The sequence below is a fragment of the Curvibacter sp. T50 genome, from assembly GCF_057219955.1.
The window spans coordinates 123,956-144,424 of the sequence record NZ_JBXVVU010000006.1; the positions used below are offsets into that span (position 1 = coordinate 123,956).

The following is a 20,469-nucleotide window of genomic DNA, read 5'->3' on the forward strand; positions in this document are numbered from 1 at the left end:
GGGCGTTCAAGGCCCGGCGGGCAGGCGTATGGCGCCGGCGGCTGCCAGCTCGGCGATGCGCTCGGTGCTGAGGCCCAGGTCTTCGGCCAACACCGCGCGGGTGTCGGCCCCGAGGTCGGGGCCGGTGTGGCGGATGCCGCCTGGGGTGGCCGACAGGCGCGGCACCACGCCGGACTGCGTGGTGTGGCCCAGCACCGGATGCGGTACGGCCTGCAACATGTCGCGGGCGCGGAAGTGCGGGTCGGCGTAGATGTCGGCGATGGTGTAGACGCGGGTGGTCGGCACCTCGCCTTCGCGCAGCAGCGCCTCCAGCGGCTCGGCGTCGTGCTGGCGCGTCCAGTCGGCGATGAGGGCGTCAATGGCCTTCATGTTCTCCGGCCTGCCCCGTGCCTGGATGGTCTCGAAGCGCGGGTCGGTCAGCAATTCAGGTTGCCGCATCAGCGCCACCAGCCGGCGCCAGGTCGGCTGGCTGTTGGCGGCGATCAGCACCCAGCCGCCGTCGCGGGTGGGGTAGGAGCTGTTGGGCGCCATCGAGGGCAGGTTTGAGCCTTCGCGCATTGGCACCACACCCAGCTTTTCGTGCGCCGGCACGATGGGCTCCATCTGCGTGAACGCCGCCTCATACAGCGCCACATCGACCACCTGGCCTTTGCCGGTGCTGGCGCGGGCATGAATCGCGGCCATCGCTCCGAACGCGGCATAGACCGACGACAAATAGTCGGTGGTGGCCAGCGCCACCCGGGCGGGCGGCCGGTCGGGGTCGCCGGTCATGTGGCGCACACCGCCCACCGCCTCGCAAATGGCGCCGTAGCCCGGGCGTTCGGCGTACGGCCCGGTCTGGCCGTAGCCGCTGATGCGCACCATCACCAGGCCGGGGTTGCGCGCCGAGAGCGCCTCATAGCCCAGGCCCAGGCGCTCCAGCACGCCCGGGCGGTTGTTCTCGACCAGGATGTCGGCGCGGGCGATCAGCTGGAAGGCGAGCTCGCGTCCGCCCGGCGTCTTCAGATCCAGAGCCACCGAGCGCTTGTTGCGCAGGATGGACGCCGCGTACAGCGACACGTCGCCGACATGCTGGCCCATCTGGCGTACCGGATCGCCCTCGGGCGGCTCGATCTTGATGACGTCGGCGCCGAAGTCGCCCAGCAGCCGGGTGCAGGCGGGCCCGGCAATGGTGGTGCAGATTTCGATGACCTTCAGGCCAGCCAGCGGGCCCGGAGTCGGCGTGGTGTTCATGGCTGGTCTCCTGGGTGGGCCGGCAACCCGAGCTGGCGGATGGCCTCTTCGCCGGATTCTTCAATGCGCTGTCGGGTCAGTGCGACCATGCGCTTGACGTCGCCGCGCGCCAGCGCGGTGGTCGCCTCGCGCCACAGCCGGGCCGAGCGCTGGCGGCGTTCCACCGAGGCCAGACCCAGCTTGCTGTAGCGCAGCGTCTGCAGCGACAGCGCCGTCAGCATGCGCTGCAAGCGGCGGTTGCCGCACTGGCGGGCGCACAGGATCATCAGCCGGTAGGCGGTCTCCGCGTAGTCGTCACCGCCGTCCTCCGCAGTGGACAGGACTTCCAGCCGGGTCACTCCGGCTTCCATCAGGGTCAGGATTTCCGGGCTGGGCCGCGCAGCAATCTTGCGCACCACCAGCTCAAAAAGACCAGCGCGCACTTCCAGCAGTTCCCGCAATTCGCTGGCGGTGAGATCGGTGACGATGGCGCCGCGGCGCGGCAACAGGGTGGCCAGCCCTTCGCGCTCCAGAATACGCAGCGCCTCGCGGATCGGTCCGCGGCTGACGGCAAACTCGTCGGCGAGCTCCTGTTCGCCGATGCGGGCACCCGGCGGCATGGCGCCTGACAGGATGCGGTCGCCCAGACGGGCGGCGATCTGCTCAGAAACGGTCAGCGTCGGGTCCGACTGGTCCGCAAAAAGGCGGAAGGCAACCGCACCTTCCCACTGCGCAAACTGGTCGACGGGCAAGTCGGTGGTCTTCATGTCCGTGTCAGCCGATTTCCGCAATCACCTGGTCATCCGTGACAGCATCGCCTTCGGCGACCAGAACGGCGTTGACCCGTCCGGCAGCGGGTGCACAGACTGGAATCTCCATCTTCATCGATTCGACAATCACCAGCGTGTCACCTTCGCTGACGGTCTGGCCCACCGCCACCTCGACCTTCCAGACGCTGCCGGAAACTTCTGCATAGACCTTGGGCATGTCGATTTCTTTGCTTACGTTGCGATTGTTAACAATCTTAGCGAGATTTCGGTCCCAGACCGCTCGGGTTTACCCGCGTGCACCGTCCGCCGCCGAGCCTGCGGATGCCATCGTCAAGTCCAGGCCATGCTGCGACAATTCCCGCCATGAGTCATGCTTACGTTCTCACCCTTTCCTGCCCGGACCGCCCGGGCATCGTTCATGCCGTCTCCGGCTTCCTGCTGGAGCGCGGCGGCAATATCGAAGAAGCCGCGCAGTACAACGACCCGGACACCGGTCTGTTTTTCATGCGGGTGCAGTTCGCCTGCAACCAGGTCACCGACGAGGACCTGAAAATGCAGCTGCGGCTGTTTGCCGAGCCGTTCCGGATGCAGCTGAGCCTGCACACCCTGCGCCAGCCGATGCGGGCGGTCCTGCTGGTCAGCAAGGAAGGCCACTGCCTGAACGACTTGCTGTTCCGCTGGAAAAGCGGGCTGCTGCCGCTGGACATCCGCGCCATCATCAGCAACCACCGCGACTTCTACCAGCTGGCCGCCAGCTACAACGTGCCCTTCCACCACATCGTGGTCAACAAGGACAACAAGGCGCAGGCTGAGGCGCGGCAGTTCGAGATCATCGAGGCGGAAGGCGCCGAGCTGGTGGTGCTGGCGCGTTACATGCAGATCCTCAGCGACGAGATGTGCCGCAAGCTGGCCGGTCGCGCCATCAACATCCACCACAGCTTCCTGCCCAGCTTCAAGGGCGCCAAGCCCTACTACCAGGCGCACGACCGCGGCGTGAAGCTGATCGGCGCCACCGCCCACTATGTGACCGCCGACTTGGACGAAGGCCCGATCATCGAGCAGGACGTGGCCCGGGTGGACCACAGCAAGACGGTCGACGACCTCACCGCCATGGGCCGCGACACCGAAAGCCAGGTGCTGGCCCGGGCGGTCAAATGGCACAGTGAACACCGGGTGCTTCTCAACGGGCACAAGACAGTGATTTTCCGTTGACGCCGATGGCGCCCTGATCAACCCTCCGGAGGCTCGCATGGCCCTGCGCATCCCACCCATCCAGTGTCTGCTGACCTTCGAGGCGCTGGCGCGCCTGCGCAGCGTCACGCAGGCGGCCGAGGAACTGTGTGTGACGCCCAGCGCCGTCAGCCATCGGGTGCGCCAGCTGGAACAGATCCTGGGCACCAAACTTTTCGGGCGGGCGGATTTCTCGCTCACGACCGAGGGCAGCGAGTATCTGGCCCATGTCCGCGAGGGGCTGTCGGCGCTGGAGCGGTTTCCCAGCCAGGCGGCCAGCCCGGGGCGGCGCAAACTGCGCATCGCCGTGACACCGACCTTCGCCCGTTCCATCCTGATGCCGCGCCTGCGCCAGTTTTTCGAGGCCTACCCGGAAATCGACCTGACGCTGCAGGTCAGCATTCCGCTGCTGGACGTGGTCGCCGAAGACGCCGATCTGACCATCCGCTTCGGCACCGGCCGGTATGCCGACGTGGAGCATGTCTGCCTGTTCAAGGACGAGGTCACCCCCCTGGCGTCACCCGCCTGGGTGCGGGAAAACGGGCCCTTCGAGCAGGCCATCGACCTGGAGGGCCAGACGCTGCTGCGCAGCCCGCTGGAGCCGTGGCGCACCTGGTTCGCCGCCCACGATCTGGACTGGCCGGAGCCGGTGGACGGATCCTCGTTCAACGACATCGGGCTGATGTGTGACGCCGCCGCGCAAGGCCTGGGCGTGGGACTGGTCCGGGTTCGCCTGGGTGCGCCCTGGCTGGAAAACGGATCGCTGGTGCGGCTTTACCCCCGCACCGTCCCCAGCCCCCATGCCCACTACCTGTGCTGGCGCACCGGCGCGATGGACCGGTGGGAATGCGCCACCTTCGCCCAGTGGCTGCGCCAGAGCTTGGCCTGAGCGCCCGCGCCGCAACACCTGTGCGTGGCCGGCCCCGCCCGCCGTGGCTTCACAAATGCGTGTTGCTTTCTTCACGCCGCGCGACCGGCTTCTGTCGTACAGTGACCACCACTGTCGTCCGGAGTGAGCCCCAATGAATCCTTCCACTTCCTTGCCCCAACCCACGGCACGTGCCCAGCGCCAGGCCGAGGTTGTGCAGGCACTGTCGGCCGTGTTGCCCGCCCATGCGCTGCTGTGGACACCCGAAGACACCGTACCCTACGAATGTGACGGCCTCACTGCCTATCGCGAACGCCCGCTGGTGGTGGCCCTGCCCGAGACCTATGAGCAAGTGCAGTCGGTGCTGCGATGCTGCCATGCACTGGACGTTCCGGTGGTCGCCCGCGGCGCCGGGACGGGCCTGTCGGGCGGTGCCATGCCCCATGCCCTGGGGGTGACCCTGAGCCTGGCGAAGTTCAACCGGATTCTGTCGGTGGACCCCGTCAGTTGCACCGCCGTGGTCCAAAGCGGAGTGCGCAACCTGGCCATCAGCGAAGCGGCGGCGCCGCACGGCCTGTATTACGCCCCCGACCCGAGCAGCCAGATCGCCTGCACCATCGGCGGCAACGTGGCCGAAAACGCGGGCGGTGTGCACTGCCTGAAATACGGCCTGACCGTCCACAACGTGGTGCAGGTCAAGGGCTTCACCATTGATGGCGACGCTGTGACCTTCGGCAGCGAGGCACTGGACGCCCCCGGCTATGACCTGCTGGCCCTGGCCATCGGCAGCGAAGGCATGCTGGCGGTGACGACCGAAGTCACGGTCAAGCTGGTGCCCAAGCCGCAACTGGCACGCTGCATCATGGCCAGCTTCGACGACATCCGCAAGGCCGGCGACGCCGTCGCCGCCGTCATCGCCGCCGGCATCATCCCGGCCGGGCTGGAGATGATGGACAAACCCATGACAGCCGCCGTGGAAGACTATGTCCACGCCGGCTACGACCTGGAGGCCGAAGCGATCCTGCTGTGCGAGTCGGACGGCACGCCAGAGGAGGTTGAGGAGGAAATCGAACGCATGTCCAGCGTATTGCGGTCCTCCGGCGCTACAAAAATTGCCGTCAGCCAGAGCGAGGCCGAGCGCCTTCGCTTCTGGAGCGGGCGCAAGAACGCCTTTCCGGCGAGCGGACGCATCAGCCCCGACTACATGTGCATGGACTCGACCATTCCGCGCAAGCGGGTCGCCGACATCCTGCTGGCCATTGCCGAGATGGAGAAGAAATACCAGCTGCGCTGCGCCAACGTCTTCCATGCCGGGGACGGCAACCTGCACCCGCTGATCCTGTTCGATGCCAACGATCCGGACCAGCTGCACCGTTGCGAGCTGTTCGGCGCCGACATCCTGGAAACCAGCGTCGCGATGGGCGGCACGGTGACCGGCGAGCACGGCGTGGGCATCGAAAAGCTCAACAGCATGTGTGTGCAGTTTTCGGCTGCGGAGAACGAGCAGATGTTCGGCGTCAAGCGCGCCTTCGACCCCAAGGGTCTGCTCAATCCGGGCAAGGTGATTCCGACCCTGAACCGCTGCGCCGAGTACGGCAAGATGCTGGTGCGCGGCGGAAAGCTGGCGTTCCCGGAGCTGGAGCGCTTCTGATTCCCGTCACTGCACCCATGGTCCCGCCCCCGTCGGCGCAGCGCTGACCCGGCACCCCAAGCGATGAACGCCTTGCGCGGACTGACCTGGCTGCTGGTGCTGCAGTCGATCGGCGAAGTGCTTTCCCGTGGGTTGCAGTTGCCGCTTCCCGGCCCGGTCGTCGGGCTGGTGCTGTTGCTTGGCGCGCTGAACTGGGCGCCGGTGCGCGACAGTGTGGCGGCGGTTGCCGACTTCCTGCTTGGCCACTTGTCGCTGCTGTTCGTGCCGGTGGGCGTGGGTGTGATGGTGCATCTGGACCTCTTGGGGCGCTACGGCCTGCGCCTGGCGGCAGTCGTGGTCGTATCGACCTGGATCGGGCTGGCCGTCACGGCCCTGCTGCTGCGAGCCCTGATACCCGTCGCCCAGTCCGAACTCCCGCCCCCCAACGAATCCGCAGGCCCCCAGTGAACGAGTTCGTCCAGCTGTGGGTCTACCTGTCGTCCACGCCGCTGTTCGGCCTGACCGCAACGCTGGTGGTGTATCTGCTGGCGCAGGCCTTGTATGTCCGCGCGGGACAGGCCGCCTGGGCCAACCCGGTGTTGTGGTCGGTGGTCGCGCTGGCGGCGGGACTGACGGCCACCGGCACCGCCTACCCCACCTATTTCTCGGGGGCGCAGTTCATCCATTTCCTGCTTGGGCCGGCCGTGGTCGCTTTGGCCTGGCCGCTGTGGCAGCGCCGCGCGGCGCTGCGCGCCCACGGCGGGCGTTTTGTCATCGCGGGGCTGGTCGGCGGCACCGCGGCAGCGGCCAGCGCGGTGGCGCTGGCCTGGGCGCTGGGACTGCCCGCCGAAGTGATGCTGTCACTGGCGCCCAAGTCGGTCACCGCCCCGGTGGCCATGGGCGTGGCCGAAAAGATCGGCGGTGTGCCGGCCCTGGCGGCCGTGTTTGCGGTGCTCACCGGCATGGTCGGCGCGCTCAGCGGCAAATATCTGTTTGATGCGCTGGGCATCGGAACCGACGCCCCCGGCTGGATGGCCCGCGGCTTCGCCTTGGGCACGGCCGCCCACGGGATTGGCGCGGCACGCGCGCTGCAGGTCCACCCCGACGCCGGCGCCTGGGCGGCCTTGGCGCTGGGACTGCAGGTGGTACTGGCGGCAGTGCTGATTCCGCTGGTGGCCGGCTGGTTCTGAAATACCGCGGCCCACGGAAATCCCCGGCGCCGGAAAGAAAAAAGCCTCCCGCAGGAGGCCGTCGGGCGCGTTGCACCGTACTCAGGCCGGCACCGCCACTTTCTCTGGCGCGCCAATACCCAGCCGGTCCAGCGCGGCGGCCAGGTGGGCCACGGTGCGGTCGACGTGGTGCCACTTTTCCAGCCCGAACAGGCCGACGCGGAAGGTCATGAAATCGGCCGGCTCGTCGCACTGCAGCGGCACGCCGGCGGCGGTCTGCAGGCCTTCAGCCAGGAACTTCTTGCTGTTGTGGATCTCGGGGTCGGTGGTGTAGCTCACCACCACACCCGGCGCCTTGAAGCCTTCGGCCGCCACACTGGGGATCCCGCGGCTTTCGAACAGCGCGCGCACCCGGGTGCCCAACGCCAGCTGCTCGGCGCGCACCTTGTCGAACCCGTAGGCCTCGGTCTCGACCATCACCTCGCGCAGGCGGGTGAGCGCGTCGGTGGGCATGGTGGTGTGGTAGGCGTGGCCGCCGTTTTCATAGGCTTCCATGATCTGCAGCCACTTCTTCAGGTCGCAGGCGAAGCTGGAGCTGGTGGTGCCGTCGATGGCGGCGCGGGCGCGCTCGCTGAGCATCACCATGGCGCAGCAGGGCGAGCTGCTCCAGCCCTTCTGCGGCGCGGACACCAGCACGTCCACGCCGGTGGCTTCCATGTCGACCCACATCGCGCCGGAGGCGATGCAGTCCAGCACGAACAGGCCGCCCACCTCATGCACCGCGTCGGCCACGGCCTTGAGGTAGTCATCGGGCAGGATCATGCCGCAGGCGGTTTCCACATGGGGGGCAAACACGACGTCGGGCTTCTTGTCGAGGATGGTGGCCACCACCTCGGCGATCGGCGCGGGCGTCCAGGGCGCCTGGCTGCCGGTGCCGGTGCGGCGGGCCTTGAGCACGGTGGACTCGGCCGGAATGCGGCCCATGTCGAAAATCTGCGTCCAGCGGTAGCTGAACCAGCCGTTGCGGATGACCAGCACCTTCTTGTCACCCGCGAACTGGCGCGCCACCGCTTCCATGCCGAAGGTGCCACTGCCGGGCACCAGCACCGCCGACTTCGCGTGGTACACCGTCTTCAGGATGCGCGAGATGTCCTTCATCACGCCCTGGAAGCTTTTGGACATGTGGTTCAGGGCGCGGTCGGTGTAGACCACCGAAAATTCGAGCAGGCCGTCGGGATCGACGTGGGGCAACAGGCCGGGCATGGGAGTCTCCTTGGAAACGGGCGGTCAGGCTCTGGGGGCGCCGCCCGGAAAAACAGCCTGCCAGCTTAGCACGCAGCCCGTCGATCCCGCCACCCGGCGGGCTTACCAGGTATCGATGAAACGCGCCCCGCCCTCGCCCACCCGGCTGCCTGCCAGGGAGCGGGCCAGCCAGGCGCGGGTGTCGGCGGGGTCGATGACGGCGTCGATTTCCAGCGTGGCGGCCATGTTGAGGGCGCTGCCGGCTTCGTAGTGCTGCGCCACCAGGCGCTCGAACAGGGCGTCGCGCTCGGGCCCTTCGGGCACGGCGTCGAGTTCCTTGCGGTAGCCCAGGCGCACCGCGCCTTCCAGGCCCATGCCGCCGAACTCGCCGGTGGGCCAGGCCACGGTGGCCACCGGTGCGTGAAAGCCGCCGCCCGCCAGGCCCATGGCGCCCAGGCCATAGCCTTTGCGCAGCACCACGGCAAACACCGGCACCCGCAGCGCGGCGGCGGTGACAAACAGGCGGCTGACATGGCGCACCTGGGCCGTGGCTTCGGTGTCGGGCCCGACCATGAAGCCGGGCGTGTCGACCAGGCTGACCACCGGCAGGCCGTGGGCGTTGCACAGCTGCAGGAAACGCGCGGCCTTGTCCGCCGCGTCGGCGTCGATGGCGCCGCCCAGGTGCTGCGGGTTGCTGGCCAGCACCCCCACGGCGCGGCCTTCGATGCGGGCCAGCGCGGTGTGGATGCCCACGCCGAAACCGGTGCGCAGTTCCAGCAGACTGCCCTGGTCCACCAGGCCACGCAGCGCGGCGCGGGTGTCGTAGACGCGCAGGCGGTTCTCCGGCACCACATCGCGCAGCAGGCGCGCATCGGGCGCGATCCAGTCTTTCAGCCGGCCCTGGAAAAACGACAGGTAGTGCCGCGCCGCCGCCACGGCCTGCGCCTCGTCGTCCACCAGGAGGTCGATCACGCCGTTGCGGTGCTGCACGTCCGACGGGCCGATCTGCTCCGGCCGGAACACGCCCAGGCCGCCGCCTTCCACCATGGCCGGGCCGCCCATGCCGATGTTGCTGCCTCGGGTGGCGATGATCACGTCGCTGCAGCCCAGCAGCGCGGCGTTGCCGGCAAAGCAGCGCCCGGCGGCGATGCCCACCACCGGCACCTGGCCTGACAGGCGGGCGTAGCTGGCAAAGGTGGCCACGTGCAGCCCGGCCACGATGGGCATGTCCACATCGCCCGGGCGTCCGCCACCGCCTTCGGCGAACAGCACCACCGGCAGTTTCTGCGCCAGCGCGATGCCCAGCAGGCGGTCGGTCTTGGCATGGTTGCGAAAGCCCTGGGTGCCGGCCAGCACGGTGGCGTCGTAGGCCAGCACCGCCGTGCGGCTTTGCTCCGGGCCGTGGATCAGCCCGTTGACGCTGCCGATGCCGGTGACCATGCCGTCGGCCGGGGTGTTGCGGACCAGGTCGTCCTGGCTGCGGCGGCTGCGCTGGGCGGCGACGGCCAGCGCGCCGTATTCCAGAAAGCTACCCTGGTCGCACAGGTCGGCGATGTTTTCGCGCGCGGTGCGCTGGCCCTGCGCGTGGCGGCGCGCCACGGCCTCGGGGCGGGCGGCGTCCTGCGTGAAGGCGAGGCGCTCTTGCAGGCGCTGCAGGTCGGCCCGGGCGGCGGGGGCGGGGCTGGCCGGACCGCCTGGAGGCAAATTTTCGGTGTTTTCAGGCGATACCCATGGTGAAATGGTCGATTGTTGCTCCCAAATCAGGAGTATCTCGCCCTCATCCACCGTGTCGCCCACGGCGAGCAGCAGACGCTGTATCTGACCGTCCGCCTCGGCACGCAGTTCGTGCTCCATCTTCATGGCTTCCAGAATCACGACGACATCGCCTTGGCGTACGGCGTCGCCCGGTGCCACCAGCCACTGGACGATCTGGGCTTGCAGGGGGGAGCGGAGTTCGATCATGGCGCGATTGTGTCCGCCGCCGGGCGACCGCTGCCGTCCTGCCGGCGACAGGCCGCTGCGTCCCGCTCGCGCCGGCCGGCCGGCCGGCCGACAGGTCACTCTAAAGCGCGCCGCGCCCCGAATCGGTCAAAGCCCGGTCGGCGGTGTGGCGATACGGTGCCGACTTCGCCTACAGTGCCGACAATCCGGCCTGTCTTTGTCCACGAAGCGCTGTTGATCATGATCCGACTGCTTCCGGCCCCGGTGCGGGGCGTCTTGGCCACGTTCGCCCTGGTGCTGAACACGCTGTTCTGGTGCTGGTTCCTGTTTGTGGCGTCCTTGCTCAAGGTCCTGCTGCCGTGGACCGCCGCCCGCCGTCGTCTGCGCGACTTCATGCACTGGGTCGCGCGGCAGTGGATTGCCGGCAACTCGGCCTGGATGGCCGCCGTGGGGCACATCACCTGGGATGTCGAAGGCCTGCCTCCGCCGGACCCGTCCCGCTCGTGGCTGGTGACCAGCAACCACCTCAGCGCGGTGGACATTTTTGCGCTGCAACACCTGTTCAACGGACGCTTGCCCATGCTCAAGTTCTTCCTCAAGCAGGTACTGATCTGGGTGCCGGTGATCGGGCTGTGCTGGTGGGCGCTCGAATTCCCGTTCATGAAACGCTACACCCGCGCCTACCTGGAAAAGCACCCGGAAAAACGCGGGCAGGACCTGGCCACCACCCGCGTGGCCTGCGAACGGTACAAGACCAACCCGGTGTGTGTGTTCAATTTTCTGGAGGGCACGCGGTTCACCCCGGCCAAACATGCCGCCCAGGGCTCGCCGTTCCGGCACCTGCTCAAGCCCCGCGCCGGCGGCATCGCCTTTGTGCTCGACGCCATGGGCGAGCAGCTTGCCGGGCTGGTGGACGTGACGGTGTACTACCCCGGCGGGCGCACCACCTATTGGGATCTGGCCTGCGGCCGGGTGCCCCGCATCGTGGTGCGGGTGCGTCCCCGCGAGATCCCGGCGCAATTCCTGGGCCGCAGCTACGAGGAAGACGCCGCCTACCGCGCCGAATTCCAGCAGTGGGTCAATACCCTGTGGCAGGAAAAGGATGCCCTGCTGGAGCAACTGCGGGCGGGCTGAGACGGCGCCCCGGCAGCTTCTGGCCGCAACGGACCGGTCAGCCCGACGCCCCCGGCGGCGGCACCGGCAACAGCGGTGCCTGCCCGTCGATTTTCGGCGCGCGACGGTCCAGGTCCACCAGCAGGCGGCGGCGACTGGCCGGCGGGCCGTGGTCCAGCGCCGCGCCCAGCACCTGCAGGGCCGCAGCCAGGGGCAGGCTGTCCGGGCCCAGGCGCCCCTGCGCGATGCGCAAGCCCACCTGGGCCGGCGTCAGCCCCCAGCGCTCGCCGGAGCGCAAGGCGGCGGCAAACAGCGCCGAAGCCAGGCTGTCGGCCGCGCCCCAATCGCCCGGCGTCTCGGTCAACACCACCGCCAGTTCATGAAACGACCAGCGGCCCACATGGCCGCCGGGACGCACGGCTGCCGCCATCAGTTCGTGCAGGAAATGCTCCAGGGCGACCGCATCCAGCTCCAGGACGGCCGCACCGCCAGGCCGCAGCCCCTCGCAGCGCAGCAGCAGCACGGCCCGCTTTGATTCCGGCGGCGCGGCGGCCAGGCGGGTCAGCAGTGACTCACGGGTTTCGCCCGCCGTGCCGGTCGCCCGGCGCAGTTCGTCAAGGCTGTAGTCCACCAGCGCCTGCCGCCGTTCCAGCAGCACCAGGCCCCGCAGGCTGCAGCTCAGCTCGACCAGCGCAGTCACCGAAATCGCCAGCAGCATCCAGGGCTGGTAGGCCATCAGCCCGGCAATTCCCAGGGTGGTGAGCCCCACGCCGACCGTCAGCGGCGCGAATCCGCCCAGCAGCCACAGCGCCGGCCGGTTCGCCGTGCGCCAGGCCACCCCGACAGCCGCCCACCCCACCACAAAAGCCACAGCCACGACCAGGTGGGACACCAGCTGGTGCAATGCCACGCCGAGCGCCATGCCTGCCAGCCCGGCCAGCGGCCCGGCCACGCCCAACACAGCCAGCACCCGCGACAGCCGGGGCGCGCGCAACTCCAGGGCAAACGCCGCGCGCGCCAGCAACAAGGCCAGCCCGGCAGCGGCACAGGCCAGCGCGGAGGCAATGGGCCCGCGCCAGGGTGACAGGGCGGGCCACAGCCAGTCTTCGAACCAGCCGTTGATGACAATGGCCGCCGAGGCCACCGTCAGACACAACAAGCCATACACCGCCCAGGTCAGGCTGCGCCGGCGCGCGGCCTGGACCAGCGCGGCCGTGGCGGCCAGCGCCGCCATCAGCAGGCAGGCGGCCGCCAGGACCCGCTGCGCGGCCACCGCGCGGGTCCAGTCGCCCTGGTCCCACAGACGCAACTGCCCGTGCACTGGCGTGGCACTGCGCAGCCACAGGTAAACCGTCTGCGGTGCGCCGGACGGCGCGATGGCAAATGTCACCGGAAAGCGGCTGCCCGCCAGCCGACCGGCGGGCGGCAACGCGGTCCCCGCCGGCTCGGCTGTCCAGCGGCCGGACGCGTCGGCGCGCAGCAGGCGGGCGTTGCGCACCGTGGGATGGGTCAGCTCCAGCAGGCGGTGCCGATCCGACGGCGGCAGTTCCAGCCGCAGCCAGCCGGCCTGACCTGGCGGCACCTGCACCGCCGGGTCGGTGCGCACCGGCGCAGCAGCCAGCGCGGCCATGGCCGGCTCCAGCGCGTCGGGCGAGGGGTCCGTCGCCAACCAGACGCCCGCAATCCGCAGCATGCCCGTCTCGTCCGCGCCGGCCGGCGCGGCCAGCACCGCGAGGGCACACGCCCCCAGCAGCCGAACCCAGCGCCCGAACGCGGCCAATGCAGTCATGGGCGGACATTGTGCCCATCAACCCCCACCTTTGCGCGATCGCCTCCGGCCGCATGCCCGCCGGGCAGAACTGATCCACAGGTCGCAAGGTCCGCAATGACTCTGTTTTTCAGAGCAACAAGTCACCTTTTTCTGCTGGGTATGGGCAGTTTTCACCCATTTTTCGCTCAGCCCAGCGTCATCAGGCTGGCATTGCCGCCCGCGGCCGCGGTGTTGACACTCAGGGCCCGTTCCATCACCAGCCGCTCCAGCGGCACGGCGGGGTCGCCGGGCGCAAGCGCGATCAAGGTCACCAGCGGACCGGGGCGCTGCGCCAGCTCAGCGAGCAGCCCCAGGCGGGCCTCGCGGTCGCCGTGGTGCAGCACGGCGTCGACCGCGGTGGCGGGGGAGCGCCAGTCGGCCACCCGGGTGATGTGGGCCTGCACGTCCAGCGGCAGGCTGTCGTGCAAGGCACCGGTGGCCGGGTCTGCCGGCCAGAACGCCTGCGCCCCCACGGCCAGCATGGCGGCCAGCTGGGTCAGGCGGTCGTTGTCCGTGTCCGCCAGGCCCAGCACCCGCTCGCGCGGCAGCACGCGGTAGACGTTGCGCTCGCCCGTCGGCCCGTCCAGCCGCCGCGCCAGGCCCGCCGGTGACTCGGCCGCGAAGCGCGCGCACTGCTGCGCCAGCGGCAGACGCCCATGCGCCGCCGCCCAGTCGGCCAGCGCCTGCAGCGTCGGCGGCCGACACACCGTGTCGGCGGCGGGCCCGTCGGCCTCAGCCCCGCAGGCCCGCACCGCCTCGCGCGCGGCGCCCTGCGGCCGGTGCGACAGCATGCGCAGCAGCGCCAGCGGCCCGCCCGCCTTGGGACCGGTGCCCGACAGGCCCTCGCCGCCAAAGGGTTGCACCCCCACCACGGCACCCACCATGTTGCGGTTCACATACAGGTTGCCCACGGCGGCCTGCGCGGTGACGCGTGCGATCGTCTCGTCGATGCGGGTGTGCAGGCCCATGGTCAGGCCGTAGCCCAGGCGGTTGATCTGGCCGACCAGCGTGTCCAGGGCCTCGCGGCGCCAGCGCACCACATGCAGCACCGGGCCGAACACCTCGCGGCCGAGCTCGTCCACCCGCTCCAGCTCGATCAGCGTGGGCGGCACAAAGGTGCCGTGCGCCACAGCGTCGGCGCCACCCGTGGCGCGGTACACCGGCCGGCCCTTCGCGGCCAGCGCCGCGACGTGCGCCTCAATGCCGTCGCGCGCCTCGGCGTCGATGACCGGGCCCACGTCGGTGTCCAGCCGCGCCGGGTGGCCCAGTCGCAGCTCGGCCATGGCGCCGCGCAGCATGGCCAGCACCCGGTCGGCCACGTCGTCCTGCACACACAGCAGGCGCAGCGCCGAGCAGCGCTGGCCGGCGCTGTCAAACGCGGAGGCGAGCACATCGGCCACCACCTGCTCGGCCAGCGCGGACGAGTCCACGATCATGGCGTTCTGCCCGCCGGTTTCGGCGATCAGCGGCACCGGGCGGCCGTCGGCGCCCAGGCGGCTGGCCAGGCTGGCCTGCAGCAGCCGCGCCACCTCGGTGGAGCCGGTGAACATCACGCCCGCCGTGCGCGCGTCGGCCACCAGTGCGGCGCCGACGCGGGCGCCGTCCCCCGGCAGCAGCTGCAGCACATCGGCCGGCACCCCGGCGGCGTGCAGCAGCCGCACCGCTTCGGCGGCCACCAGCGGGGTCTGCTCCGCCGGCTTGGCCAGCACCGGGTTGCCGGCGGCCAGCGCGGCCGCCACCTGGCCGGTGAAGATGGCCAGCGGAAAGTTCCACGGGCTGATGCACACCACCGGGCCCAGCGGGCCATGGGTGGCGGGGTCGAAACCCCGCGCCTGGATGGCGTAGTAGCGCAGGAAGTCCACCGCCTCGCGCACCTCGGCCACCCCGTTGGCCAGGGTCTTGCCGGCCTCGCGGGCCAGCAGGCCCAGCAGTCGGGGCATGGCGGCCTCCAGCGCGTCGGCGGCGCGCAGCAGGGAGTCGGCCCGCTGCGGCGGCGGTGTGGCGGCCCAGCGCGGGGCCGCCGCCGTCGCGGCGGCCAGCGCGGTTTCAACGTCGGCGGCGCTGGCCTCGGCCACCGTGCCCACGGTGTCCCGGTGGTCGGCCGGGTTGCGCACCGGTTGCGGCGCCAGCGGCTGCGCCGCGCCGGCCACTTGCGGCGCGGCGTGCCAGGCCTGGGTGGCGCTGGCGGGCAGGGCCTCGGCCAGGGCGCGCAGGGCGGCCTCGTTGGCCAGGTCCAGCCCGGCGGCGTTGGCCCGGGCCGCGCCGTACAGGGCTCGCGGCAGCGGGATGCGCGAATGCGGCAGCCCGGCCTGGCCTTCCTGCGCGGCCAGTGCCCGCACCGCAGCCACCGGGTCGGCCACCAGTTCCGTCAGCGGCACCGAGGGGTCGGCGATGCGGTTGACAAACGAGGTGTTGGCGCCGTTTTCCAGCAGCCGGCGCACCAGATAGGCCAGCAGCGTTTCATGGGTGCCCACCGGCGCGTAGACGCGGCAGGGCCGCGCCAGGCCGCCCGCGGCCACCGGACCGACCACCTGTTCGTACAGCGGCTCGCCCATGCCGTGCAGGCACTGGAACTCGTACTGGCCGGCGTAGAAATTCGCGCCCGCCAGCTGCACGATGGCCGCCACGGTGTGGGCGTTGTGGGTGGCGAACTGCGGGTAGATCGCGTCGGGCGCGGCCAGCAGCGCCCGCGCGCAGGCCAGGTACGACACGTCGGTGTGCAGCTTGCGGGTGTAGACCGGGTAGCCGTCCTGGCCGCCTTCCTGGGCGCGCTTGATTTCGCTGTCCCAGTAGGCGCCCTTGACCAGGCGGATCATCAGCCGGTGGCCGCTGCGCCGCGCCAGGTCCACCAGCCAGTCCACCACCGCCGGGCAGCGCTTCTGGTAGGCCTGGATCACAAAACCGATGCCGTTCCAGCCCGCCAGCGCGGGCTCCAGGCACAGGCGCTCCAGCAGATCCAGCGAGAGTTCCAGCCGGTCGGCCTCTTCGGCGTCGATGTTCAGGCCGATGTCGTGGCGCCGGGCGCGCACGGCCAGGTCACGCAGGCGCGGGTACAGCTCCTCCATGACCCGCGCACGCTGGGCGCGGCTGTAGCGCGGGTGCAGCGCCGACAGCTTGATGGAAATGCCCGGCCCGTCGTAGATGCCGCGCCCGGCCGCCGCCTGGCCGATGGCGTCGATGGCGGCTTCGTAGGCGGCCAGGTACCGCGCCGCGTCGTCGGCGGTGAGGGCGGCCTCGCCCAGCATGTCGTAGGAGTAGCGAAAGCCCTGCGCCTCGCGCACCCGGGCGTGATCCAGCGCCTGGGCGATGGTTTCGCCGGTGACGAACTGCTCGCCCATCAGCCGCATGGCCATGTCCACACCCTTGCGGATCAGCGGTTCGCCGCTTTTGCCGACCAGCCGTGTCAGCGCGGCCGACAGGCCGGCTTCGCTGTGGGTGGCCACCAGCTTGCCGGTCAGCAACAGGCCCCAGGCGGCGGCATTGACAAACAGCGACGGGCTGCGTCCCAGGTGGGCCTCCCACTGGCCCTGGGCGATCTTGTCGCGGATCAGCGCGTCGCGGGTGCCGGCGTCCGGGATGCGCAGCAGCGCCTCGGCCAGGCACATCAGCGCCACCCCTTCCTGCGAGGACAGCGCAAATTCCTGCAGCAGCCCCTGCACGATGCCGGCGCGGCCGGCGGCGCGTTTGCGGGTGCGCAGCGTGTCGGCCAGGCGCAGCGCCAGGCCTTGAGCGGCCTCGGCCTGCGGCGCCGGCAGCTGCGCGCGGGCCAGCAGCGGCGCCAGCGCCTCGGGCTCGGGGCGGCGCCAGGCGGCGGTGATGGCGGCGCGCAAGGGGCCGGGGGCCGCCGGTTCAACGGCCAGGGCGTCGTACGCCGGGGCGGCGGCGATGAGGGACGAGGTTTCAGGGGTGTGGGTGGACATGGAACACTCCGGTGCGGGCGGTCAACAAACAGGCAGATCGCCAATGATTACGGCATATTGGCCGAATAAATCACCAAATACTCAGGCATCATCCGATTAAAATTCGGCCAGCACTGGTCTTTTCGCTGTTGCCATGAACGATTCCCCCGAAACGCTGGACCGCATCGACCGCCGCATCCTCGCCGCCCTGCAGGCCGACGGCCGCCTGACCAACCTGAAACTGGCCGAATCGGTGGCACTGTCGCCAACGGCGGTGCTGGCGCGGGTACAGCGCCTGACGCGCGAGGGCTACATCCTGGGCTATGAGGCGCGGCTGAACCCGCTCAAGCTCGGGCGCGGGATGATGGTGTTTGTGGAGGTGCTGCTGGACCGAACCACCCCCAATGTGTTCGACCAGTTCAAGGCCGCGGTGCAGGTGCACGACGCGATCATGGAATGCCACATGGTGGCGGGCGGCTTTGACTACCTGCTCAAGACCCGCGTGGCCGACATGGCCGCCTACCGCGACTTTGCCGGCACCGTGCTGTGGCAGCTGCCCGGCGTGCGCGAAACCCGCACCTACGCCGTGATGGAAGAGGTCAAGAACACCACGCGGCTGCCGGTGTAGCCCGCGGGCGGGGGCTGGTCGCTGCGCTGGCATCCGGTGAAAATGGGGCTCTTGTCCTGGAGGAAGTCTCATGAAAACCCGTCTTGTTCTCGCCGGCGCCGTTCTGGCCGCCGCCGCCACCCACGCCCAGTCCATCAAACCCGGCCTGTGGGAGCATGCCTTCACCATCAAGAGCGCCAGCGGCCAGATGGAAGGCGCGATGGCCGAGATGCAAAAGCAGATGGCCGCCCTGCCACCGGACCAGCGCAAGATGATGGAACAGATGATGGCCCAGCAGGGTGTGGGCATGGGGCCCAAAGGCCAGAGCGTGAAGATCTGCATCACGCCGGAGGAAGCCGCCCGCCAGGAAGTGCCGGCCGCCGAAGGCAACTGCACCCAGAAGGTGACGCAGCGCAGCGGCAGCACCATCAAGGTCAGTTTCAGCTGCGGCGCGCCGCATCCGTCCAGCGGGGAAGGCGAGATCAGCTTCCAGAGCCCCACCGCCTACACCGGCAAGACCACCGTGACCACCACGGTCCAAGGCAAGCCTGAGCGCATGGACATGACCACCAGCGGCAAGTGGCTGTCCGCCGACTGCGGCGCCGTCAAACCGGTCAAGCGGTGAGCCCGCGCAGGCGGCCAGCAGGGTTCCTTCAGCGCCCTGGTGCGCGGCCGCTTGATGCCGGCTATCGTCGAAGGGAACAAGAAACGCAACCCCACGCCGCCGCACCAGGCTGTAGCCGGTGGGGGTGGCGGTGGCGCCGGTTGTCCCGTGCCAGGCGGTGATCTGGCTGGACAGGGTCTGGCCGGCTGGGCCAGAACGCTATGCCCGTGATAGCGCAAAGCGACCTTTTTACGCTGGGCAGGGGCTGTTTTGGCCTTGAATCAGGCAAAAAGAGCGGCTTGGGGTTGATTCCAATCCCAATCTGGGCCATGAGGAGTATTCATCCGGCGGCGACAGCGCCACCGCCCAAGCGCTCTATCGGGTTTGTGACCCAGGAGGACGAGCCCAGCAAGACCTTGACCAACAAGACAAAGACCGCTGGCAAGAAGGAGTAGCACGCCAGGTGTCGGCCAAAAAGAAGAAGCCACCGGAACCCCACAGCCTTAGCGGCTGGCAGGGGTTGCCGGTGGCTTTTTTGCTTGAGAGAGTAAGAAGAGAATCGGGCGTTAGCCCCCGTAGGATATGCGCAGGCAGCTATTGAATTTGTAGTGACCGTGATGGCCGAACTTCTAATCCGAGCACATTAGCAATCAACAACAGCGGACAGAACAACAACACTATCTTCAGCGGACAGCACATCTTTGATTTCTCTGAATCAGGCCGCTGGGCCTGTGGAACGGGACACACATGCTTCGGCTTGAAGAAGAAATGGGACGTAGATAGTAAGAGCAACCGTTGCGACCTTGTCCAGCAAGTCTTTCATTGCTTGGGAGGCATCCTCAGTCGTCGGAGTAACTCCCGTCATCGCCACCATCACGTCCCAGTTGTCGTAATCAGGATGCCCCTCCCAATTGCCATCGCTCAAAAAGGGATCCGAGCGCAGAACCGCCTGAGCTTTAGGCGTGGCATATGCAGGTCGAATGACATGTCTCGGTGGTCGTTCATCATCGATTTCGTAATGGCTGAACTTCGCGCCGAAGTCTGTGGTTCTCAACCATCCTTCAGGCAACTCGTCACGCATCCTTTCGCAGGTCATGCCCTTGCTAAACATTTCGTCTTGAATTTCGCGGCATTCTGCTTCATTCGGATAGTTTCCGGTGCATGACCATTGCACGGAAGGAATCACGTAGTTCCGACCCCGAACAAATTGGAGATGAATGAACCCGAGGAACGGTGCGCAGGTGCGTCTCTCAAGAATCAAAGAATTGCTGTAAGCCGTCCCGAGCTTTTTTTTGGACAGCGCAAAGCCGCTGTCGGCCTCGATCACCCTCCGAGCCAGCTCCGTTTTTAAGTGTTCCGAGAATACCTTCAGCATTGTCGAATCCTAAAGTCCAAGACATTCTTCCGCATAGACTTTTCTGCTTTTCTTCTAAATTCAAACAGTGCTCGCGTAGTACCAAACGAGGCGTCAAGTTTAGTTGTCGCTTTCGGCTGCCAGGGAGGGCGGTGTGATCGTAAAGACGGAAGGATTTCTGCGTAACAGACCTGTCTTGTGCACCAAGCGGTGAGTTTCCGGATCCACGAGCCGCCTAACCAACATCTTTCCCGGCACCTCGATTGCTATCCACTTGAGGCAATCCGATTCCATGTCAACGTTCAACGGGCTGATGCCAGGCACATAAACTACCCGCCCTTGAAACTTCTTGAATAGAAGCAAGAGGCCGCCGCGAAACTCGACATCGTCACCCAATTGAACCGCGGTGATACCGTCGTCATAAAAGACTTGGCTATTCATCGTCGTCCATCAAATGGTCAGCTAGCTGAGCGGGGCCAAACAACAGCGCTGAGTAGACTGCAGTCGCAAACATCTGGGTCGCCAAGGGGTCTTTACCGAGCCAATTGTTAAAGGCACGCGGGATGGGCATTAAGTTCCATCCTCCATTCCCCAGCCGTCTTAGCCCTTCATTTGCCACTGCATTGCTGTAAACCTGCGCGGCGCTTCCGGTGAGGGACCAAGCTTGTTGAATGAAGACATGGTGCATCTCCCATTGGGCGCCGGGGAAGATTTCCGTTAGTAGCTTCCCAAAGAAAGTTGATTTCACTGAAGGATGCGCCTTGTTTGTGTTCATGAAGAATCTACTGGTTCTGACAGCCAATTTCTGCCATCCGCTTTTCCCATACAAAGTAATGCGATCCGCAGCTCCAATGACCCTCAAAGCTGGAGCAAAGACCATCGATTTCAGAACAGGGAGCAACAACCTGGTCGCGGCTCCTGTATTGACCCAGTGAATTCCTGCACAGGTGTTAACGTTGAAGGAAACGACGATGAGCACCCTGATGGAAGACGACATCAAACGCTGGACGGCCAGGCGCA

At 68.0% G+C, this 20,469-nt stretch carries 18 protein-coding genes and 1 pseudogene; 9 read left to right on the plus strand and 10 right to left on the minus strand.

Annotated features, from left to right (window positions below; translation table 11 throughout):
* Window positions 1–6: 6 nt before the first annotated feature.
* From AC2EBU_RS16235 to AC2EBU_RS16245, 3 genes are read right to left on the minus strand one after another with little or no spacing between them, the layout of a single operon-like run.
* A complete protein-coding gene (locus tag AC2EBU_RS16235; protein WP_484611488.1) occupies window positions 7–1,233 on the minus strand; it encodes a CaiB/BaiF CoA transferase family protein in 1,227 nt (408 codons plus the stop codon).
* A complete protein-coding gene (locus AC2EBU_RS16240; RefSeq protein WP_484611489.1) occupies window positions 1,230–1,979 on the minus strand; it encodes a GntR family transcriptional regulator in 750 nt (249 codons plus the stop codon). The genes AC2EBU_RS16235 and AC2EBU_RS16240 overlap by 4 nt, the downstream gene beginning before the upstream one ends.
* Before the next feature lie 7 nt (window positions 1,980–1,986).
* Entirely contained in the window at window positions 1,987–2,199 is a 213-nt protein-coding gene (locus tag AC2EBU_RS16245; protein WP_484611490.1) for a biotin/lipoyl-binding carrier protein, read from the minus strand.
* Between the two features lie 146 nt (window positions 2,200–2,345).
* Between AC2EBU_RS16245 and purU the strand changes: the two genes are divergently transcribed.
* The 5 genes from purU (at window position 2,346) to AC2EBU_RS16270 (ending at window position 6,900) form a co-directional block, all read left to right on the plus strand.
* Complete coding sequence (gene purU, locus AC2EBU_RS16250; protein ID WP_484611491.1) at window positions 2,346–3,194, plus strand: formyltetrahydrofolate deformylase; 849 nt, start codon at window positions 2,346–2,348, stop codon at window positions 3,192–3,194.
* Window positions 3,195–3,231: 37 nt separating this feature from the next.
* The gene (locus tag AC2EBU_RS16255; protein WP_484611492.1) at window positions 3,232–4,101 is read left to right on the plus strand and encodes a LysR substrate-binding domain-containing protein; all 870 of its coding nucleotides are present in this window, start codon (window positions 3,232–3,234) and stop codon (window positions 4,099–4,101) included.
* A 133-nt stretch (window positions 4,102–4,234) separates the two neighbouring features.
* Window positions 4,235–5,731 (plus strand): FAD-linked oxidase C-terminal domain-containing protein, encoded by a 1,497-nt coding sequence (locus tag AC2EBU_RS16260; RefSeq protein WP_484611493.1) that lies wholly within the window; start codon window positions 4,235–4,237, stop codon window positions 5,729–5,731.
* A gap of 63 nt (window positions 5,732–5,794) precedes the next feature.
* On the plus strand, window positions 5,795–6,178 hold the full coding sequence (locus AC2EBU_RS16265; RefSeq protein ID WP_484611494.1) for a CidA/LrgA family protein: 384 nt from the start codon (window positions 5,795–5,797) through the stop codon (window positions 6,176–6,178).
* The gene (locus AC2EBU_RS16270) at window positions 6,175–6,900 is read left to right on the plus strand and encodes an LrgB family protein (RefSeq protein WP_484611495.1); all 726 of its coding nucleotides are present in this window, start codon (window positions 6,175–6,177) and stop codon (window positions 6,898–6,900) included. The genes AC2EBU_RS16265 and AC2EBU_RS16270 overlap by 4 nt, the downstream gene beginning before the upstream one ends.
* A gap of 81 nt (window positions 6,901–6,981) precedes the next feature.
* Here AC2EBU_RS16270 and AC2EBU_RS16275 read toward each other — a convergent pair whose 3' ends face one another.
* Window positions 6,982–8,142, minus strand: coding sequence for an aminotransferase class V-fold PLP-dependent enzyme (locus AC2EBU_RS16275; RefSeq protein WP_484611496.1), 1,161 nt, complete (start codon window positions 8,140–8,142; stop codon window positions 6,982–6,984).
* Window positions 8,143–8,244: 102 nt separating this feature from the next.
* Window positions 8,245–10,068, minus strand: a pseudogene (locus AC2EBU_RS16280) (carboxyl transferase domain-containing protein); the annotation flags it as partial.
* A gap of 234 nt (window positions 10,069–10,302) precedes the next feature.
* Here AC2EBU_RS16280 and AC2EBU_RS16285 point away from each other — a divergent pair.
* Window positions 10,303–11,196 (plus strand): acyltransferase, encoded by an 894-nt coding sequence (locus tag AC2EBU_RS16285; RefSeq protein WP_484611497.1) that lies wholly within the window; start codon window positions 10,303–10,305, stop codon window positions 11,194–11,196.
* Window positions 11,197–11,233: 37 nt separating this feature from the next.
* Here the strand turns inward: AC2EBU_RS16285 and AC2EBU_RS16290 are convergent, their stop codons facing one another.
* Together AC2EBU_RS16290 and putA are read right to left on the minus strand one after the other, a co-directional pair.
* Complete coding sequence (locus tag AC2EBU_RS16290; RefSeq protein WP_484611498.1) at window positions 11,234–12,964, minus strand: 7TM diverse intracellular signaling domain-containing protein; 1,731 nt, start codon at window positions 12,962–12,964, stop codon at window positions 11,234–11,236.
* A 167-nt stretch (window positions 12,965–13,131) separates the two neighbouring features.
* Window positions 13,132–16,905 carry a trifunctional transcriptional regulator/proline dehydrogenase/L-glutamate gamma-semialdehyde dehydrogenase gene (gene putA / locus AC2EBU_RS16295; protein ID WP_484611499.1) on the minus strand — a complete coding sequence of 1,258 codons (3,774 nt, stop codon included), beginning with the start codon at window positions 16,903–16,905 and terminating at the stop codon, window positions 13,132–13,134.
* A 133-nt stretch (window positions 16,906–17,038) separates the two neighbouring features.
* On the opposite strand from putA, the gene AC2EBU_RS16300 reads away from it, so the two are divergent.
* From AC2EBU_RS16300 to AC2EBU_RS16310, 3 genes are all read left to right on the plus strand, one after another.
* Window positions 17,039–17,512, plus strand: coding sequence for an Lrp/AsnC ligand binding domain-containing protein (locus tag AC2EBU_RS16300; RefSeq protein WP_484611500.1), 474 nt, complete (start codon window positions 17,039–17,041; stop codon window positions 17,510–17,512).
* 70 nt (window positions 17,513–17,582) lie between these two features.
* Entirely contained in the window at window positions 17,583–18,116 is a 534-nt protein-coding gene (locus AC2EBU_RS16305) for a DUF3617 domain-containing protein (RefSeq protein WP_484611501.1), read from the plus strand.
* Window positions 18,117–18,424: 308 nt separating this feature from the next.
* Entirely contained in the window at window positions 18,425–18,550 is a 126-nt protein-coding gene (locus AC2EBU_RS16310) for a hypothetical protein (RefSeq protein ID WP_484611502.1), read from the plus strand.
* 260 nt (window positions 18,551–18,810) lie between these two features.
* Here the strand turns inward: AC2EBU_RS16310 and AC2EBU_RS16315 are convergent, their stop codons facing one another.
* From AC2EBU_RS16315 to AC2EBU_RS16325, 3 genes are all read right to left on the minus strand, one after another.
* Window positions 18,811–19,470, minus strand: coding sequence for a hypothetical protein (locus tag AC2EBU_RS16315; protein WP_484611503.1), 660 nt, complete (start codon window positions 19,468–19,470; stop codon window positions 18,811–18,813).
* A gap of 99 nt (window positions 19,471–19,569) precedes the next feature.
* Window positions 19,570–19,890, minus strand: a complete 321-nt coding sequence (locus tag AC2EBU_RS16320; protein WP_484611504.1) for a hypothetical protein — start codon at window positions 19,888–19,890, stop codon at window positions 19,570–19,572.
* The coding region (locus AC2EBU_RS16325; protein WP_484611505.1) for a hypothetical protein at window positions 19,883–20,469 on the minus strand (587 nt) is incomplete at its 5' end. The genes AC2EBU_RS16320 and AC2EBU_RS16325, both read right to left, overlap by 8 nt.

Bases quoted from the DNA above. Each gene is read 5' to 3' on its own strand.
- AC2EBU_RS16305 (WP_484611501.1), top strand. From the start codon at position 17,583: ATGAAAACCCGTCTTGTTCTCGCCGGCGCCGTTCTGGCCGCCGCCGCC.
- AC2EBU_RS16235 (WP_484611488.1), bottom strand. From the start codon at position 1,233: ATGAACACCACGCCGACTCCGGGCCCGCTGGCTGGCCTGAAGGTCATC.
- AC2EBU_RS16300 (WP_484611500.1), top strand. From the start codon at position 17,039: ATGAACGATTCCCCCGAAACGCTGGACCGCATCGACCGCCGCATCCTC.
- AC2EBU_RS16255 (WP_484611492.1), top strand. From the start codon at position 3,232: ATGGCCCTGCGCATCCCACCCATCCAGTGTCTGCTGACCTTCGAGGCG.
- AC2EBU_RS16320 (WP_484611504.1), bottom strand. From the start codon at position 19,890: ATGAATAGCCAAGTCTTTTATGACGACGGTATCACCGCGGTTCAATTG.
- AC2EBU_RS16245 (WP_484611490.1), bottom strand. From the start codon at position 2,199: ATGCCCAAGGTCTATGCAGAAGTTTCCGGCAGCGTCTGGAAGGTCGAG.
- putA (WP_484611499.1), bottom strand. From the start codon at position 16,905: ATGTCCACCCACACCCCTGAAACCTCGTCCCTCATCGCCGCCGCCCCG.
- AC2EBU_RS16260 (WP_484611493.1), top strand. From the start codon at position 4,235: ATGAATCCTTCCACTTCCTTGCCCCAACCCACGGCACGTGCCCAGCGC.
- AC2EBU_RS16285 (WP_484611497.1), top strand. From the start codon at position 10,303: ATGATCCGACTGCTTCCGGCCCCGGTGCGGGGCGTCTTGGCCACGTTC.
- AC2EBU_RS16240 (WP_484611489.1), bottom strand. From the start codon at position 1,979: ATGAAGACCACCGACTTGCCCGTCGACCAGTTTGCGCAGTGGGAAGGT.
- AC2EBU_RS16290 (WP_484611498.1), bottom strand. From the start codon at position 12,964: ATGACTGCATTGGCCGCGTTCGGGCGCTGGGTTCGGCTGCTGGGGGCG.
- AC2EBU_RS16265 (WP_484611494.1), top strand. From the start codon at position 5,795: ATGAACGCCTTGCGCGGACTGACCTGGCTGCTGGTGCTGCAGTCGATC.
- AC2EBU_RS16315 (WP_484611503.1), bottom strand. From the start codon at position 19,470: ATGCTGAAGGTATTCTCGGAACACTTAAAAACGGAGCTGGCTCGGAGG.
- AC2EBU_RS16275 (WP_484611496.1), bottom strand. From the start codon at position 8,142: ATGCCCGGCCTGTTGCCCCACGTCGATCCCGACGGCCTGCTCGAATTT.
- purU (WP_484611491.1), top strand. From the start codon at position 2,346: ATGAGTCATGCTTACGTTCTCACCCTTTCCTGCCCGGACCGCCCGGGC.
- AC2EBU_RS16310 (WP_484611502.1), top strand. From the start codon at position 18,425: ATGAGGAGTATTCATCCGGCGGCGACAGCGCCACCGCCCAAGCGCTCT.